This is a genomic window from Pseudoxanthomonas sp. SE1 (assembly GCF_029542205.1).
Taxonomy (GTDB): domain Bacteria; phylum Pseudomonadota; class Gammaproteobacteria; order Xanthomonadales; family Xanthomonadaceae; genus Pseudoxanthomonas_A.
The window spans coordinates 2,620,171-2,633,490 of the sequence record NZ_CP113783.1; the positions used below are offsets into that span (position 1 = coordinate 2,620,171).

At 66.9% G+C, this 13,320-nt stretch carries 22 protein-coding genes and 1 tRNA gene; 11 read left to right on the plus strand and 12 right to left on the minus strand.

Going from position 1 to position 13,320, the window contains the following annotated elements:
- Nucleotides 1–61 precede the first annotated feature (61 nt).
- Nucleotides 62–147, plus strand: a tRNA-Leu gene (locus OY559_RS12340).
- 154 nt (nucleotides 148–301) lie between these two features.
- Here the strand turns inward: OY559_RS12340 and OY559_RS12345 are convergent.
- Complete coding sequence (locus OY559_RS12345) at nucleotides 302–799, minus strand: hypothetical protein (RefSeq protein ID WP_277726542.1); 498 nt, start codon at nucleotides 797–799, stop codon at nucleotides 302–304.
- Between the two features lie 309 nt (nucleotides 800–1,108).
- On the opposite strand from OY559_RS12345, the gene OY559_RS12350 reads away from it, so the two are divergent.
- The gene (locus OY559_RS12350; RefSeq protein ID WP_277726543.1) at nucleotides 1,109–1,441 is read left to right on the plus strand and encodes a hypothetical protein; all 333 of its coding nucleotides are present in this window, start codon (nucleotides 1,109–1,111) and stop codon (nucleotides 1,439–1,441) included.
- A 117-nt stretch (nucleotides 1,442–1,558) separates the two neighbouring features.
- On the opposite strand, the gene OY559_RS12355 is transcribed toward OY559_RS12350, so the two are convergent.
- The gene (locus OY559_RS12355) at nucleotides 1,559–1,945 is read right to left on the minus strand and encodes a hypothetical protein (protein ID WP_277726544.1); all 387 of its coding nucleotides are present in this window, start codon (nucleotides 1,943–1,945) and stop codon (nucleotides 1,559–1,561) included.
- Between the two features lie 344 nt (nucleotides 1,946–2,289).
- Between OY559_RS12355 and arr the strand changes: the two genes are divergently transcribed.
- Entirely contained in the window at nucleotides 2,290–2,691 is a 402-nt protein-coding gene (gene arr / locus OY559_RS12360) for an NAD(+)--rifampin ADP-ribosyltransferase (protein ID WP_277726545.1), read from the plus strand.
- Nucleotides 2,692–2,847: 156 nt separating this feature from the next.
- Here the strand turns inward: arr and OY559_RS12365 are convergent, their stop codons facing one another.
- The 4 genes from OY559_RS12365 to OY559_RS12380 are packed head-to-tail and all read right to left on the minus strand — an operon-like array spanning nucleotide 2,848 to nucleotide 4,332.
- On the minus strand, nucleotides 2,848–3,186 hold the full coding sequence (locus tag OY559_RS12365; RefSeq protein WP_277726546.1) for a YciI family protein: 339 nt from the start codon (nucleotides 3,184–3,186) through the stop codon (nucleotides 2,848–2,850).
- Between the two features lie 47 nt (nucleotides 3,187–3,233).
- Complete coding sequence (locus OY559_RS12370) at nucleotides 3,234–3,452, minus strand: hypothetical protein (protein WP_277726547.1); 219 nt, start codon at nucleotides 3,450–3,452, stop codon at nucleotides 3,234–3,236.
- Nucleotides 3,453–3,490: 38 nt separating this feature from the next.
- Entirely contained in the window at nucleotides 3,491–3,907 is a 417-nt protein-coding gene (locus OY559_RS12375; protein WP_277726548.1) for a VOC family protein, read from the minus strand.
- Complete coding sequence (locus OY559_RS12380) at nucleotides 3,904–4,332, minus strand: helix-turn-helix transcriptional regulator (RefSeq protein ID WP_277729999.1); 429 nt, start codon at nucleotides 4,330–4,332, stop codon at nucleotides 3,904–3,906. Before OY559_RS12380 ends, OY559_RS12375 begins: the two co-directional genes overlap by 4 nt.
- A gap of 173 nt (nucleotides 4,333–4,505) precedes the next feature.
- On the opposite strand from OY559_RS12380, the gene OY559_RS12385 reads away from it, so the two are divergent.
- The 6 genes from OY559_RS12385 (at nucleotide 4,506) to OY559_RS12410 (ending at nucleotide 7,638) form a co-directional block, all read left to right on the plus strand.
- Nucleotides 4,506–4,769 (plus strand): hypothetical protein, encoded by a 264-nt coding sequence (locus OY559_RS12385; protein ID WP_277726549.1) that lies wholly within the window; start codon nucleotides 4,506–4,508, stop codon nucleotides 4,767–4,769.
- Nucleotides 4,770–4,889: 120 nt separating this feature from the next.
- Nucleotides 4,890–5,165: a hypothetical protein gene (locus OY559_RS12390; RefSeq protein WP_277726550.1), complete on the plus strand. Its 276-nt coding sequence runs from the start codon at nucleotides 4,890–4,892 to the stop codon at nucleotides 5,163–5,165.
- 17 nt (nucleotides 5,166–5,182) lie between these two features.
- A complete protein-coding gene (locus OY559_RS12395) occupies nucleotides 5,183–6,385 on the plus strand; it encodes a two-component system sensor histidine kinase NtrB (RefSeq protein ID WP_277726551.1) in 1,203 nt (400 codons plus the stop codon).
- Nucleotides 6,382–6,741, plus strand: a complete 360-nt coding sequence (locus tag OY559_RS12400) for a response regulator (RefSeq protein ID WP_277726552.1) — start codon at nucleotides 6,382–6,384, stop codon at nucleotides 6,739–6,741. The genes OY559_RS12395 and OY559_RS12400 overlap by 4 nt, the downstream gene beginning before the upstream one ends.
- A gap of 166 nt (nucleotides 6,742–6,907) precedes the next feature.
- Nucleotides 6,908–7,132, plus strand: a complete 225-nt coding sequence (locus OY559_RS12405; RefSeq protein ID WP_277726553.1) for a hypothetical protein — start codon at nucleotides 6,908–6,910, stop codon at nucleotides 7,130–7,132.
- Nucleotides 7,129–7,638 carry a nuclear transport factor 2 family protein gene (locus OY559_RS12410; RefSeq protein ID WP_277726554.1) on the plus strand — a complete coding sequence of 170 codons (510 nt, stop codon included), beginning with the start codon at nucleotides 7,129–7,131 and terminating at the stop codon, nucleotides 7,636–7,638. Before OY559_RS12405 ends, OY559_RS12410 begins: the two co-directional genes overlap by 4 nt.
- Before the next feature lie 12 nt (nucleotides 7,639–7,650).
- Here the strand turns inward: OY559_RS12410 and OY559_RS12415 are convergent, their stop codons facing one another.
- Entirely contained in the window at nucleotides 7,651–8,091 is a 441-nt protein-coding gene (locus OY559_RS12415; protein WP_277726555.1) for a hypothetical protein, read from the minus strand.
- A 167-nt stretch (nucleotides 8,092–8,258) separates the two neighbouring features.
- Between OY559_RS12415 and OY559_RS12420 the strand changes: the two genes are divergently transcribed.
- Nucleotides 8,259–8,825, plus strand: coding sequence for a hypothetical protein (locus OY559_RS12420; protein WP_277726556.1), 567 nt, complete (start codon nucleotides 8,259–8,261; stop codon nucleotides 8,823–8,825).
- On the opposite strand, the gene OY559_RS12425 is transcribed toward OY559_RS12420, so the two are convergent.
- The 4 genes from OY559_RS12425 to OY559_RS12440 all read right to left on the minus strand — a co-directional run bounded on the left by OY559_RS12425 (nucleotide 8,826) and on the right by OY559_RS12440 (nucleotide 11,460).
- Nucleotides 8,826–9,260 (minus strand): nuclear transport factor 2 family protein, encoded by a 435-nt coding sequence (locus OY559_RS12425; protein ID WP_277726557.1) that lies wholly within the window; start codon nucleotides 9,258–9,260, stop codon nucleotides 8,826–8,828.
- Between the two features lie 93 nt (nucleotides 9,261–9,353).
- Nucleotides 9,354–9,776, minus strand: a complete 423-nt coding sequence (locus OY559_RS12430) for a GFA family protein (RefSeq protein ID WP_277726558.1) — start codon at nucleotides 9,774–9,776, stop codon at nucleotides 9,354–9,356.
- A 16-nt stretch (nucleotides 9,777–9,792) separates the two neighbouring features.
- On the minus strand, nucleotides 9,793–10,164 hold the full coding sequence (locus OY559_RS12435; RefSeq protein ID WP_277726559.1) for a YciI family protein: 372 nt from the start codon (nucleotides 10,162–10,164) through the stop codon (nucleotides 9,793–9,795).
- Nucleotides 10,165–10,236: 72 nt separating this feature from the next.
- Complete coding sequence (locus OY559_RS12440; protein WP_277726560.1) at nucleotides 10,237–11,460, minus strand: cyclic di-GMP phosphodiesterase; 1,224 nt, start codon at nucleotides 11,458–11,460, stop codon at nucleotides 10,237–10,239.
- A gap of 104 nt (nucleotides 11,461–11,564) precedes the next feature.
- On the opposite strand from OY559_RS12440, the gene OY559_RS12445 reads away from it, so the two are divergent.
- Nucleotides 11,565–11,969 carry a GFA family protein gene (locus OY559_RS12445; RefSeq protein ID WP_277726561.1) on the plus strand — a complete coding sequence of 135 codons (405 nt, stop codon included), beginning with the start codon at nucleotides 11,565–11,567 and terminating at the stop codon, nucleotides 11,967–11,969.
- 11 nt (nucleotides 11,970–11,980) lie between these two features.
- Here OY559_RS12445 and OY559_RS12450 read toward each other — a convergent pair whose 3' ends face one another.
- On the minus strand, nucleotides 11,981–13,237 hold the full coding sequence (locus OY559_RS12450) for an amidohydrolase family protein (protein WP_277726562.1): 1,257 nt from the start codon (nucleotides 13,235–13,237) through the stop codon (nucleotides 11,981–11,983).
- Between the last annotated feature and the right edge of the window lie 83 nt (nucleotides 13,238–13,320).

The window sequence follows — 13,320 nt, forward strand, 5'->3', positions numbered from 1 at the left end:
GGCGCTGCGGGACCCTGCCCCTGTCGGTAGGGGGCCTGGCTCAGCTATACTCCGCGTCCGCGCCGAAGTGGCGGAATGGTAGACGCAGCGGACTCAAAATCCGCCGCCCTTAAAAGCGTGTGGGTTCGAGTCCCACCTTCGGCACCAAGATCAAACCCCGGGCTCCCGGGGTTTTTTCGTTTGTGGCGCTTGGGCTTTTTCAGAGGATGGGCAAGACGCAGGCCGCGTTCGACGACGACGTGGCTCACCTCCCATGACTCAGCCAAGTGCAATGACGGATATCGCCTGCGGCCAAAGCGACCTATCCGTTCTCCAGAAATTTCCAGCCCAGCATGTAAGCGGGCCCGGAGTTCGCGTAGCGGACCTCGCGATCCAGGTACGTCATTTCAGCGATGGCTCGCCTGGCAGATGCGGGAATTTCGTCCCTTCCGGGCTTGAGGATGGCCTCGATTTCATCCCAGCGAGCGTTCGTTCCGTGATATCCCGGATGGGAATCGCCGCTTACCTCACCTGATTCGTAGCGCGCGTTCCAAGCGACGAATATCTGCCATTGCTCACGCTCCAGATCGAGCACTTCCTCCTCTAACGGCCAGACGAGGAACGTCCCCAGGTACTCATCATCCGTCTCGTCGAAAAGGGACTTGAAACGATGTGGCTCGCCGCCGATGTTAGCAACGCCGGCGCGCGGGCCGTCGTACCAGTCATTTTCCACATGTACTGTTTCGGGACGACCATAACCCGTCATTTCTTCTCCGTCGCGCAGTCTCGTAGGATGGGTTGATCCGTAGGCCATACCCATCAATCACAGCGTATCTGCATCATGACGATGGGTATCGCTTCGCTCAAGCCATCCCATGTGCTGCGGGTTAAGTTCGCGAACATCGGGTTCATCGCCGTGGGAGATATCGCACCCATCGCCATAGGGAAACGGCCTCGTCAGACGTCTACCTTGATGGATGGGCGCTATTCGCGGCCCGTGCACTGACGAACGATGATAAAAGACCACCCGAACCCGTACATCCAGGCCTCGCTCCGCGAGCTATCCGCTGCCCTGAATCGGTGTGCAGGCCAGCTGCAGACAACGAATGGGTCAGTAGAGCGCCAGGATATGGCGCACCTGCTCCTCGCCGCAGCCAAGCGCCTCGCCCCCAAGGACAAGCGCCTGGGAGAGCCGGTCAGTCGCGTACGCGCAGGTGCAGAGGTCCTTCCAGAGTTCTGGCCGCGCTACGAACTCGAGAAGCGCGCGATGCGCTGGCACCTGTTCCACCAGGCCGCTGAGGCCGCCGGACTCACGCCTGCGGACATCGGTGCGTACTTCACACTGACAGGGAGGCCCCTGACGGACCGCGTCCTGGAAAGCGAAGACGGCTACCGCGAAGCCCTGGATTGGATTGAAGAAGCCCGCCGTGCGGGTGACCGGGCCTCTCGCCAAGTTGAGTAGAACCCTGGGTTGGGCCAGGAAACAGGGGGCAGAGCGCAATTGCTTCCGGACGACCGGTGAACCTCGCGACGCCATAGCGCGGCGCATGCCGGGCATCAGTCATCAGCCAAGCGCACGCTAAGGCTCGCCCTGGAACACCAGCGTCACCTTGGGCCTCGCCGGATCACCCGCGCTGTACTGCGTCTGCGGAAAGTCGGGATAGTCCGGGTAGCTCGCATGCAACGTGTCGTTGGACAGCCACCGCAACTTCAGCGGTGCATGGTCGAAGGGGGCATCGAACCCGGCAACGCCGGTGGAGGCCATGCACTCGGCCTTGCGCGAAGACTCCAGCACCGTCACCTGCGTGCGCCGGTAGGTGGTCAGGCTGCAGCCGCAATGGCGCAGCTCGGCCTTCAGCGTACCGTCGGGAGATGGCAGCGTGTCGACGTATTCGTCCACACAACCGCAGGCGGTCAGGCCGCACAGCAACACACAAGAAACCACGATGCGGGACAGCTGCTTCATGACTGACCGACTCCCAAGCGACACGACATTCCTGCCTCCATCCTGCCAGCCATTCGCGTCATCGCAAAGCACAAAAAGCGCCGTAGGATGGGTTGAGCCACAGGCGATACCCATCAATCGCAGCGTGCCGGCTCACGACGATGGGTATCGCTTCGCTCAACCCATCCTGCGTGCTGGCAGGCCGTGCTTCGCACCCGATATCGCGATCCGCGCACAAAAAAGGGAGGCGCGCTGCGCCTCCCACCATCAATTTATATAACCCCCGGGGGCTTGCGGCAAGGCCCGGTGCGGACTGCAGTATCGCCGGCCTGTCGATACGGCAGGCCACCGGAACACCACCCCCTATGCGCGATACCGAGATCTACTACCACGGCACCAAGGCGAAACTGGCTCCCGGCGACCTGATCGTCGCGGGCTACACCTCCAACTTCGGCGAGCGCCGCATCGCCAGGTACGTCTACCTCACCGCCATGCTGGAAGCGGCCACCTGGGGCGCGGAACTCGCTGTCGGCGAAGGCCACGGGCACATCTACATTGTCGAACCGACCGGCCCGTTCGAGGACGATCCCAACCTCACCAACCAGCGCTTCCCGGGCAATCCAACCCGGTCGTATCGGACGCGCGATCCACTGCGCGTGGTCGCCGAAGTGAAGGGCTGGATCGGTCACACGCCCGAGCAACTCACCACCATGCGCGATCGCCTGGCGGAACTGGATCGACAGGGCGTGGAAGCCATCGAGGACTGAGGGCGACTGCCTCCGCATAGTGCGCAGCTAGCGGAAAACACCCTCAATAGCCTGTGCTGAACGAAGTGAAGCCCAACATCGCGCATCGTCCGACACTCCGATGTCGGGCTTCGCAGGCTCAGCCCACCTTATCCCGCTGACCGCGCGCCCACCGCCTCACGACGCCGGATCGAACATGAACACCCGCAGTTCCTGATCGCAGCGACACGCCTTCGCGATGCGCGCCGCCCAGGCGATGGCCTCCTCGCGGGATGGCAGTTCGAGTACGGTGAAACCGCCGTTGAGCGGCGGCGCCCACGGGTATCCGCCCTCGGCGACAGCGCCATCGCCCGACACGAGCATCGGCGACACACTCTCGTCGATGCCTCCACCGAAGACGTACACCCCCGCGACTTTCGCCTGCTCGATCACCGCGCGCGACTCGCGACCCGCTGCTTCAAGTTCGTCGCCGGATACGACCATCGCAGCGCTGGGAAAGGAAATCAGATACTTCATCGGGCGTCCTCTGCTGGGCGGGGTGACGGAACCGGTCGAGCGTCGACCTACCCGCTGCTTGCGCCGCTGCGCCGCCTCGCAAGATACGGCAGTGCGAACAGATACAGGCCCGTGAGCAGCAGCAACGCCAACGGCAGCAGCGTGAACAGCCCGACGTACAGCGCGATCTTTTCCTGCCCCATGACCAGCAGGTTGGCGATGACCGTCAACGTGAAGGTGATGGACAGCCAACGGTGGAACTGACGGATCCACGCGCTCCCGTTCATAGCGATCTCCTGCGCAAGCGGCACGATGGCGTGGACACTCAGTGCGCCGCGCGCCGGGACTCGATCATCTTCCAGCCGTTCCCCGAGGGGTCGCGGAAGTTGGCATCGACGTTGCCGTAGCGCGCTTCCGGCGCCTGGGTGAACTCCACGCCGTTGGCGCGCATGCGCTCGTACTCGGCGCGGCAATCGTCCACGTTGAGCACCAGCGGTGGCATGGCGCCCTTGGCGACGATCGCGTTGACCGCCTGTGCGGTGGCGTCGTCCAGCACCGGCGCCTGTGCCTTGAACAGACCGAGCTGCACGGACGGCTGGTCCGGATGCTGCACGGTCAGCCAGCGGTAGTCGCCGTTGCGCGCATCGGTATGCACGCGGAACCCGACCTTGTCGACATAGAACGCCAGTGCTTCGTCCTGATCGCGGACATACAGACCGACCACCCCGATACCCTGACTCATGGAACCTCCTGCGTGGATGAGGGCGCTTTTGTATCACCGCCCTCCTGCCGTCGCTTCTCCGAAACTGCGGTGGTGAGGTCGGGCCGGTAGGCGGCGCTGACATAACAGTGCGGCACGCATTCCAGCGCGTGGCGCGCGGCCTGTTCACGCGCGCGCAGTGCACCCGGGCTTTCGCCGGTGATGTCGCGGAAGGTACGGCCGAACGTGCCCAGACTGTTCCATCCGGTCTGCAGGGCGATGTCGAGGATGGGCGTATCGGTGTCGCGCAGCAGCGCCTTGGCGCGCTCGATGCGGCGCGTCAGCAGGTAGCGGTGCGGTGGAATGCCGAAGGCATCCTTGAAGGACCGCGCGAAGTGCGCCTCGGACACATGGCTCACGCGCGCGAGGCGCTGCACAGGCCAGGCTTCGTGCGAGGCGGCATCCATCCGATCCTTCGCGCGCAACAGGCGGCGCAGCAGATCGGGATCCTGGCCCGTGCGGCCTTGTACCGGCGTGCTCACGTGTCGTGTTCCATGGCTGGCGGTTCCCTTCCCGGCGTTTCCGGGCGCACGATACTCCACCCCGCGCCCTGCGCGCCCACCTGCCCAGGCGCCACGCCATGACCCGGCCCTCCACGCCCTACGCACCGATCAACTGCGAATTCCACGACGTACTGGAAGCCACGGCGACACGACGCCGCACGGCCTCGATCCGGTTCATCGATGGAGACGGCGTGCTGCAGCAGCGCAACGCACGGATCGTCGCGCTGTACGCCAGCGGCGGCAGCGAGTACGCCGAACTCGACACCGGCGAACGCATCCGCCTGGACCACCTGGTCGCGGTGGACGGCGAAGTGCTGGCGGACTACGCATCCCCCCCGTAACCCAGCATCGGCCCAAGGCAAAGGACGCGTGAGGCCCGGCCGGGCGTGTGGGGCTGCGTTTCGTCACGCATCGGGAACGCGGTCCGTGCGAAGGTGCATCACGTCCCAGGGGAATCCATCGTGATCACGCGCGTATCGGCTCCGTTGCCCGAGGGTTTCTCGTGGCAGGTGGAAAACCAGCGGAGGACCCTTGTATGCCAGGGCCGGCCCATCGTCGAGATCGGCCCCGAACGGCAGGGGTGGATGGCGAGGATCCTGGTCTCGGGCAAAGGCATTTCGCAGGAGCAGGTGGCCGTGCGCTCGCTGGAGGCCGGTGCGGCGTGGGCCACGCGCTGGATGCTGGAACGCCAGTCTGCCCTGATCCGCGCGGTCGCGGAACTGCCGCCCGTCTCCTGACGCCTCGTCCGCCGATCATGTCCGACACGTCGCCGCCGGCCGCCGGGCCCGATCCCGCGCGCACACCGCGTGCCCTTGGCGATGCCGCCGCCATCCCGCTGCTGGACGACGACACGCAACAGCTGAAACGCCTGATCGACGGCGTGGTCGATTTCGCCATCTACATGCTGGACACCGAAGGCCATGTGCGCAGCTGGAATACCGGCGGCGAGCGCATCAAGGGCTACACCCGGGAAGAGGTGATCGGCACCCACTTCTCGCGCTTCTACACGCCGGAAGACATCGCCAGCGACGCACCCGCGCGGGGCCTCCGGATCGCGCGCGAGGAGGGACGCTTCACCGCCGAGGGCTGGCGCGTGCGCAAGGGCGGCGCCGTGTTCCATGCCAGCGTGGTGATCGACCCCATCTGGCAGGACGATGTGCTGGTCGGCTACGCGAAAGTCACGCGCGACATCACCGACCGCCTCGAAGACCAGGAACGGCTGGAACAATCCCGCGATGCCCTCCTGCAGGCGCACAAGCTTGAAGCCGTCGGCAAGTTGACGCTGGGCCTGGCGCATGACTTCAACAACCTGCTCAACATCATCATCAACAGCCTGGAACTCGTGGATCACTACACGATGCAGCCCAAGGCGAAGAAGCATCTGCAGGGCGCGATGCGGGCGGCTGAGCGTGGCGCGCTGCTCACCCGGCAGTTGCTGACCTTCGGCACAGGACGCGTGCTGGTGTCGGAACGGCATTCGGTGGCCACCGTCATCCACGAGGCGATGGACACGTTGCGACGCGCATGCCACGACGGCGTGACCCTGTATGCCCGCTTCGATGACGATCTGCCCGGGATCGACGTGGACCGGGAGCAACTGGAGGCGGCGTTGCTGAACCTGGTGTCCAACAGCCGCGACGCGATGCCCGCCGGAGGTCACATCGCGATCACGGCGACGCTGCGAGAGTGTGCGCCGCCACATGCCGCGGATGCGGCCGCCAGCCGCTTCATCTGCATCGAAGTCAGCGACAACGGCGACGGCATTCCGGCGGACGACCAGGCACGCGTGTTCGAGCCCTTCTTCACCACGAAGGAGGTGGGCAAGGGCAGCGGGCTGGGCCTCAGCCAGGTGTTCGGATTCGCGCGCCAGTCGGGCGGATTCGCGGAACTGAAAAGCGCTTCCGGCGAAGGCACCACGGTTTCCCTTTGCCTTCCCGTGCCACGAGACCCGGAATGACCGACGCCAGACGCATGCTGTTGATCGACGACGAGGCCGACCTGCTCGACATCCTCTCCGATGCGTTCGAGATCGCCGGGTTCGAGGTGGTGACGGCCATCGATGGCCAGAAGGCCATGGCATGCCTGCACGACGGCACGCGTTTCGACGTCGTGATCTCGGACATGGCCATGCCGGGCCACATCTCCGGCATCGATGTGGCGCGGGAAGCCGCCGCCCTGCATCCCGATGCCCGGGTGATCCTCGCCTCGGGCCATCCGCGCGCGGAACTGCCGCCGCTGCCGGACCGCGTGCGCTACCTGCCCAAGCCCTACCGGGTCACCCAGTTGCTGCAGACGATCAACGCTGCGGACTGAACACCGGGTCGCGGAGGCCTGCGCACAGATATATTTCGTCCACCATGCACCGGGCTTGGTCGCCCGTGCCGTGCTTTCGTCGCGCGCGCATTGTCCGCCGCACCCTGCCCCGGCACGCTGTCCGCATGCCGCCCGTTGGTGGCGCGCCGACCGAAGGAGCCTCTCCGTGAAGACCCTCATCGCCCTGCTCGCCTGGTGCCTGCTGTTCGTGCTGTGCTGGCCGCTCGCCCTGCTGGCGCTGGTGGCGTGGCCGCTGGTGTGGCTGCTGTCGCTGCCGTTCCGTCTGGTGGGCATCACCTTCTCCGCCCTGTTCTCTTTCCTGCACGCCGTGCTGATGCTGCCGGCGCGGCTGCTGGGCGGGCGTCCGCGCGCACCGTTGGTGTCGGCATGAGCGCCGTCCGGTCACGTGTGGCGAAGGCCGCGCTGGCGGGCCTGATGGGCACCGTGCTGTTGTTCGGCGCGGTGGAATCCGCCGCTGCGGCCGAACGCACGCCCGAACAGCTCACGCAGGTGATCGATGCACTGGATGCGGCGGTGTTCGGCTCGTTCAACACCTGCGCCGACCCCGCGCAACTGGCGAAACATGCCGCCTATTTCGACGAGGCCGTGGAGTTCTACCACGACAACGGCGGCGTCACGTGGACCCGCGACGAGATGATCGAGCGCACACGCGCCAACGTGTGCGGCCACTATCGGCGCGAACGCGTACCGGGCACGCTGGCGGTGTTCCCGATCAAGGGCTTCGGTGCGATCGCGCAGGGCACGCACCGGTTCTGCGCGCTGTCGTCCGGCACCTGCGAAGGCGAAGCCGACTTCGTGATGGTCTGGCGCGAACGCGACGGCCAATGGCAGGTCACGCGCGTGCTGAGTTATGCGCACCGGCCGGCCACGCGCTGAAGCGCGCGTCCGTCAGGGACGGCTTTCGCTGATCTCTTCCAGGATGCCCCAGGCGCCACCGTCGCACGCAGCGACCTTCAGCGATATCGGACTTGTGTAATCCTTCAGCAGCGAATAGCGGGACGCGGTGATGCGCACGGCATCGCCTTCGCGCGTGAACGCCACCGAGGAGAACGTACTGCGGTCGCTGCGCTGTCGGGCGACCGGCATCGCTGCGCGTACGAGATCCTTGTATTGCGCCGCCGGCAACTCCAGCGTGCGCTCGGTGCCGTCGGGGAAGCGCCGCGTGTTGCGCACCAGTGCCGCATCGCAGTAGAGATCGGCGAAGGCCGGATCGTAGGTGGCGGCCAGCTGCTCATAGCGCTGGAACAGCGCCCGCGCCTCCGTGGTGCCGTCAGCATGGGCGGGCATCGCAATGGACAGCAGCAGACACGACAGGACTAAAGAACGCATGGACGAAGTTTCCCCGGAACGGGCGCCGAGTTTAACCGGGAGTTCGCGGACCGGCATCGACGCCGACCCTGCACTTCGCACTCGCTTCACACAGCCCCCCTCACCGGCGCACGCCGGCAGCCGATCCTGCGTCCGGCGCACCCGCCGCCGACACCGGAGACATGGTCATGACCCACGACACCTACCCCAACGCGCTCGCATGGATCCGCGTTCTCCGGCCTGTGATCTGGGGTGGCGCGGCCCTGTTGCTGCTGGCCCCATGGCTGGCGATGCGCTTCACGGATGAGGTTGCCTGGACCGGCAGCGACTTCGTGGTCTCCGGCGCGATGCTGCTGACCGTCTGCGCTGCTTTCGAGGCCACCACGCGGGTGACGCGCGTCCCCAGCTACCTGCTGGCCAGCATGATCGCAATCGGCGCCGCCTTCCTGATGCTGTGGGCGAACCTGGCGGTCGGCATCGTCGATGAGCCGGACCATCGTGCCAACCTGCTCTTCCTTGGCGTACTGGCGGTCGGCGCCATCGGCACCGGGATTGCCAGACTGCAGGCGCGCGGGATGTCGTACGTGCTTGTCGCGATGGCGCTGGCACAGATGGCGGCAGGCGGCATCGCGACGGGCATGGCGACGCAGGAATCGCCCGCGTTCGTGCTGACCTTCACTGGCCTGTATGTCGTTGCATGGTTGTCGTCCGCTCTGCTGTTCCACAAGGCGGCCAAGGCACTTGCTGCCGGGTGATCAACGTGGCTTCGAATGCCACAGTGCGTTGACGATGATCCAGCGTCCATCGAACCGCCCCATGTGGAAGTGGTCGACGAACCACGGGGTCTCCAGGCGCACAGCGGCCGTCTCGGCGGTGACGTCGAGCACGCGGCAGGTGCGGTTCCAGGCCTCCTTCGGCGTTTTCAGAACGCCCTGCCGGGTCAGGCTGACCAGTTCTTCCTTCGACATGCGGCGCAGGCCGAGGCGCTCGTCCGGTGTATCGCCGAGCACAGCGCGCTTGGCCAGGTCCGGATGCAGCGCGCGCGCCACGCGCGCCGGATCGCCTTCCAGTTGGCCGTCGACGTAGTCGAAGCAGGTCGCCTCGATGGCGGCGAGCGTGGCGGGATCGGCTGCTGGCGTGGCCGGAGCGGAAGCACTGGCGGCGGCCAGGACGAGGGACAGCAGTGACATGGCGTTCGCCTTCGGTCGCGTCATCGACGGAGAGCGATCATGGGGAAGGTCCGCGCTCCGTACACGTGCCGGAAGTCCACACTGGGCCGGCACCTACAGGTACGACGGCGATGCCGGCGGATGGTCCCAGTCGTCGTGGCGACCGTCCTCGTACTGCACCGGGATGGCGGCGAACCGTGCATCGTCCAACCCCTCCAGGGTGGCGACGTTGACGGCGTGGAACCAGCCGTTGAAGGGCGCCATCTCCAGGTATCCCTTGCTGAATCCGCGCACGCCGCAATGGCGGCAGAAGTAGTGGTGCACATGGCCGGCGGGCCATTCGGAAGCGTGGGCCTGGTAATCCGACAGGGCGTCGGCGCCGTGGAGCAGGCGGAAGCCCTCGCCGAGGGCGAACACCTTCCACATGCGCGTCTTCAGGCAGAAGCTGCAGTTGCAGCGACGCGTGCCGGCGGCGAGGTCGAGGTCGCACTCGAAGCGCACGGCGCCGCAATGGCAACTGCCGGTGTAGGTCTGCATGGGGTTTCTCCTCGGGTCAGCTGGCGATGAGGGCGTCGGCGGGCGGTTCCTCGATGGGGCGCACTTCGCACTCGATGTCCCATTCATCACCATGCACGTCGAGGAAACGGCGGGTGTGGGCGATGGCCTCGTCCAGTGAACCGGCACGCAGGATGGCATAGCCGCCGATGACCTCCTTCGCCTCGGTGAACGGACCGTCGGTGACCCGGATCTCACCGAAACGCGAGCGGACGCGGGCGCCTTGCGCGGTGGGCAGCAGGCCTGCGGTATCCAGCAGGATGCCTGCGGCGGACATCTCGCCGATCAACGCCATCATGTCGGTCATCAGCCGCTCGCTGGGCTGCTGGCGGGTGGTTTCGTCGATCCGGATCATCGAAAGGAATCGCATGGTCTGCCTCCTGGGGCATGGGAACTGACCTTGCGACGAACGGATGCGGCCGGGATCGACAGCGACAGGCGCTCAGGGCAGCCAGAGTTTCTCCAGGTCGCGAAAACCCCACTTGGCAGGCGACTCCACGCCGACGATGCGTTCGCGCTCACCCGCGGTGGCCAGGTCCACGTCGACCCTCAGCAGGTGCGTGCGCGACTTGGCGGAATAGAACACGCGCACGCGCGGCGCCAGCAGCGTGGCCGGGCTCTGTTCCACCACCACTGCCAGGCGGTCGCTGGACAACCGCACCAGGGCGCCGATCGGATAGATGCCGATGCTGCGCACGAACGCCTTCATCAGCATCTCGTCGAAGTGGCCCTGCCAGCTGGCCATGCGGCGGAGCGACTCTGCCGGATCCCAGCCGGCCTTGTACGGGCGGTCGGAGGTGATGGCGTCGTAGACGTCGCAGATGGCGCTCATGCGGGTCAGCAGCGGCAGCTCCGCACCGGACAATCGCTGCGGATAGCCGGCGCCATTGATCTTCTCGTGATGGTGGCGGGCGATGTGCAGGATCGCCTCCTGGGTCACGCCGCCCTCGCGCAGCAGGCGTTCGCCATGGACCGGGTGCTGGCGGACGATGTCGAACTCTTCATCGGTCAGCTTGCCGGGCTTGTTCAGTACCTCCTGCGGCAGCATGGCCTTGCCCATGTCGTGCAACAGACCGCCCAGCGCCGCATCGCGCACCTGCTCCTCCGGCAACTGCAGCTGCCGCGCCAGCATGGCCATCAGCGCGCCGACGGCGACCGAGTGCAGGTAGGTGTAGCTGTCGGCGTCTTTCAGCCGCGCCACGCTGACCAGCGCCGTGGGGTGGCGATCGACGGAGCCGGTGATCTCGTCCAGCAGGGGCAGCACGCGACCGGCATCCACGCCGTTGCCCAGCCGCACTTCGCGGAACATGGCTTCCACGGCTTCACGACCCTCATCGCAGATGCGGCGTGCGCGGGCCAGCTCCGAGGCCAGGCTGACCGTGCTGTCGGGCACGATGAGGCGTCGCCGCGCTTCCGCAGGTTCGGCCACGGGCGCGGCGTCGACGGGTGAGGAAACGGCCTCTTCCTCGCCTCCGTCCTCTCCGTCCCCCCGACTGCGCGACAGGTCGACCACCACCTGCTCCACGCCGCTGTCCTGCAGCTGCGCCAGGCGCGCCTCGTCCAGCACGAACGAGGTGCGCCAGAACGGGTGCTGCATCCACGGCCCCAGCAGCTTCTGCACGTACATGCCGGGCCGAAGCTCGGCAACGTCGAGGGTCTGCAGCATGCGGGACTCCGGGAGTGGAGGGGTCCGGTATGCTCCCGCCCATCGGCCAGGCACGGCGGGGCGACCCCGTCAGCCCCCGGAACGATATCGGCACGGGAGGCCGCATGCTGAAGACCTATCGGGGAAGCTGCCATTGCGGCGCGGTCCGCTTCGAGGCGGACATCGATCTGACCCTGCCCACCTACCGCTGCAACTGCTCGGTGTGCCGGCGCAACCGGTTCTGGCCGGCCATCGTGATGCCGGACGCCTTCCGCCTGCTGGCCGGCGAAGGCGAGCTGGTCGAATACCGGTTCAATTCATTGCGCAACTCGCATCACTTCTGCCGTACCTGTGGCGTGCGGCCGTTCGGGATCGGCAACAACGTGCCGGATGGCGAGCGGATCTACGGCGTCAACCTGGGGTGCCTGGAAGACGCCACGCCCGAGGAGCTGGACGCCGCCCCCATCACCTACGTGGACGGGGCGCACGACAGCTGGCAGCAGGCGCCGGCGATCACGCGGTACCTCTGAGCCGCGCGCGGTTACTCGGCGGCTTCGTACTGGATCTGGCCCGCGCGCATCACCCACACCACGTCGGCCAGCGCCAGCACATCGGTGGCGGGGTCGTGCCCCAGCAGCACCAGGTCCGCATCCATGCCCGGCGCGATGCGGCCGCTGCGCGCGGCATGGCCGAAGCGGCGTGCCGGCTCCGTCGTCAGGCTGGTCAGGATCGCGCGCCAGTCCATGCCGGCGCCGGCCATCAGCGCGTACTCGCGGTGCGGATCGCTGTCGGTGATGTAGCCCACGTCGGTGCCGAACAACACCTGCCCGCCCGCTTCGCGGAACGCGCGCAGTTGCTGCTGACCGATGCCCAGGAAGCGTTCGATGACCGGCGGCGGCAGGCTTTCCTTGCGCAACTCGACTTCGAACAGTTTGAGCGATGGCACCAGTGCGACATCGGCCGCCACCAGCCGTTCCGCCATGTCCTCGGGCCAGGGACCGTCGATGGGCGTGCTGTGCGCCAACACGTCCACGCCCGCCTGCAGGGCGATCTCCAGCCCCTGCGTCGTACTGGGATGAGCGAACACCGGACGGCCCACGGCATGCGCCGTCTCGGCCACGGCACCTGCGACCGCCGGCGTCATGTGCACGACACCCTGGGGCCCGCCGACCAGGGCACCGATGAACAGCTTGGCGCCGTCAGCGCCCTCTTCCAGCTGCGCGCGAGCGCGCCCGCGCGCCTGCTCCGGTGTGGCGACCTCGGCCGATGGGGCGCCGTGCTGCTTCATCACGTCGCGGACGTAGTGCGGCGTGCCGTCGGCAGGATAGAAAGGCGCATCCACCGTCAGGATGCGCGGGCCGCGCAGTTCACCCGCCTCGATGCGCGCGCGCAGGCGGCGCGCATTGCCCGGCAGGCCGCCCAGGTCGAACACGCTGGTGAAACCCCAGCGCGACAGCAGCGAACGGACTTCAAGCTCCAACACCGGGGCCGGTGCCTCGGCCACCTCCGTCAGCCCGGGCAGGAGGAAGTGGACGTGGCTATTCCAGAAGCCCGCGACCAGCACCCGGCCAGCCGCATCGATACGCCGCGCATCGCCCGGCACCTCCACCTCGCTCCCGGAGCCGACCGACGCGATGCGGCCGTCGCGTACCACCACCACGGCGTCGGCCAGCGGTGCAGCGTCGGGCGATGCGACCACCGTCGCCCGCTCGATCACCCAGGTTTGCGCCCACGCCGTCTCCGTCGTCACGCAAATGCACAGCAGGACGCCCAGCGCCCATCCCGATATCCGCCGCATGTCCACTCCCGTCCGTCGGCCCGTGGGCCCCGACACGCAGTCTAGGCCAAGGCCGCGAGGCTTCGCGCCGGTCGGACGCCCGC